General features: G+C 30.5%; 1 protein-coding gene. It reads left to right on the forward strand.

All coding sequences use genetic code 11. The annotated features are described in order from the left end of the window. Window positions 1-76: 76 nt before the first annotated feature. A partial coding sequence (locus J7M77_RS07820; protein WP_296877272.1) for an immune inhibitor A domain-containing protein occupies window positions 77-2,690 on the forward strand: 2,614 nt, incomplete at its 3' end.

Genomic DNA, 2,690 nt, shown 5'->3' on the forward strand with positions numbered 1-2,690 from the left:
ATACTAATAATAAAGTAGAATTTAGATGTATACAAGAGTATATATAAATTTAAAAAGATTGGAGGGAAAAAAGAAAATGGTTTTAAAAAGAAGATTTTCAAAAAGCATTTTGATCATGTTTTTATGTACTGTTTTATTTATTGCTATGGCACCAATAAAAATATTTGCAGAAGATCAAAATGATGGAAGTCAACATGCAAATCTAGTATTATTTGTTTGCTTTAGCGATGAAGATGATCTTGACTGGTTAAATAAACCAACAGAAGGTGGATACGAAGATAGTTATACTAAGGGAATGACTAATGTTCAAAGATATATGGCTTATTACGATGGAAGTCAAAATCGTTCTTTTTCAAGTTACATGTCAAAAATTTCTGGTGGAAAATATCAAGTTAAAAATATCTTTCCACAATATGATGAAGAAACTGGAAAAGTAACACCGTTTAAACTTACTAGTGTTACTGAAGAACAAGCTAAAGTAGGAAATTATGACACACAAATAATCGAAGATGTAAAAAAAGAAATCAATCTATCTAATTATGTAAATGATTTGGACTTAAATAATGATAAGACGATTGATAACGTTACAATCATTCTTCAAGGTGGACCCTATGAATCATCGGCAACAGGCGAAAATACACCTTCTTTACGTTGCCATAAACGTCTATATACTACTGATAATTGGAATGGTGTTGAATTAAATGCTAATGTTTTTAATATGTTAAGTACTGATACACTTAATAATAAACGAGCAGGTGTAATTACTCATGAATATTTACATTCATTAAATTATCCGGATTTATATACTAGTAATCAAAATGATAATCCAGTTGGTAATTGGGATATCATGAGCAGTGATGGACGATTTATGAACTATCCGTTAGCCTATTTAAGAATGCATTTTTCTGGGTGGGCAGATGTTCAAGAAATTGATGCTCTTTACACTAAGAAAGATAATCAAAATGGTACATTTAGTTATGAAGTTGAATTAAATACGATTTCTGATACAAATTTAAATAATGCGGTAATGATTACTTCGCCTTTAAATCCTTATGAAAAATTTGTCATTGAAGCAAGAGAACTTCAAGGAAAATCTAGTGATGACATATTTGATGGTGCTATTCCAGGTTCAGGAGTAATTGTTTATCGGGTTGATACAACAGTGGATGGCCTTAGTAATTTTTACGGTAAAACAGGAGTATATGTGTTTGGACCAGAAACTGATTCAAAACGTGGAGATGCATTGTTAAACAGTAGTAATCCTAGATATGGAAATAGTGATTTAAATAAAACTGATAACGCCATAACATTTAGTGATAGAACTAATACTGGAATTGTTTTATCTAATGTTGGTGATATCAAAGATGGTAAAGTAAGTTTAACAGTTACTGTTCCTGATTGGTCTAATGTTGATGCATGGCACGATAGTGAAGGAATTAGTGGTGGATTTGTAAATTTGGTTGACCTAGATGGTCGTCAAATAGCTATTGTTCAAAGTTCTGATTGGGCTAGAAAGGCAACGTTTTATGAATATAATGGAAATAAATGGGTAGTTGCTAATGATTTACCTGATTTATATGACGGTCTCACTCATTTGAAATTAGTAAGTTATGAAAATAAAATCTTTGCTACTTATATAAACGAATATGGAAAAATTACAATATCAGTATTGAATGGAAATAAGTGGAAAAAAGCACGAGAAATAGCAACCACTGAAAATACACTTGATTTCCAAGTGGTAAGTAATCAATTATATGTGACTTACGCAATAGAAAATTATTTCCAAAATCGTACTATTTATACTCAAAAAATTGATATAACTGATAACTATGAAGTCGAATTAGTAGGGGCGCCATATACAGTTGTAAGTGGAAATATAGGTGATCCACGTTTACTTGAACAAAACGGATCATTGGTAGTTGCTTATAAAGATAATGATACTATCAAATTAAAAAGATTGAATGGAACATCTTTTGAAGAGATAAAAGATGCTGGTACGGCTATTTCTCATGATATTATCACTTATAATCAAGAATTATATTTTGCTTCCGCTTCAAAAGAAAAACTTATTATTAGTAAATATAGCGCTGATAATGGTGAATGGATCGAATTTGATAGTAAAGATGTAGATAGTATTTCACCTAAATTAGCGATAGCTCAAGGTAATTTATATGTAGTCTATGGACCGGCAACAGATACTAAAAATGGTATTTTTGCTTATGAAGTTACTAAAGATGGTTTAGTAGATGAAGGATTGGCAATTGATTCTGGTGCTAGAGGAAGTAAATTTTCAATGGTGGCTAAAGGCGATACTTTATTTGTTGGTTATACAAGTAATGGAAATGCTTATATCAAAGAAAAGACAATTAGTAATAAATTGTTGTCATTAACTATAACAGCACCTGATAAAGTTTCTTATTTAGTTGGTGAAGAAATGGATCTTACAGGCTTAAAAGTAGTAGCTAACTATCAAAAAAATACTAGAGAGTTAGAAGCTGGTGAATATATAGTTACTGGTTTTGGAACAAGTGAAAATGGCAAACTGATTGCTAAAAATGCTGGTGATCATACAGCGACAGTTACTTTAACGAGTGATCCAAGTATTACTAATACTTTTGCTTATACGATTTCTAATGTACCAGTTATTGCTGATATTACTTCAATTAAAAATAACAATATAGAAAGTTCTA

It is taken from the genome of Thomasclavelia sp. (assembly GCF_017889095.1).
Taxonomy (GTDB): domain Bacteria; phylum Bacillota_I; class Bacilli_A; order Erysipelotrichales; family Coprobacillaceae; genus Thomasclavelia.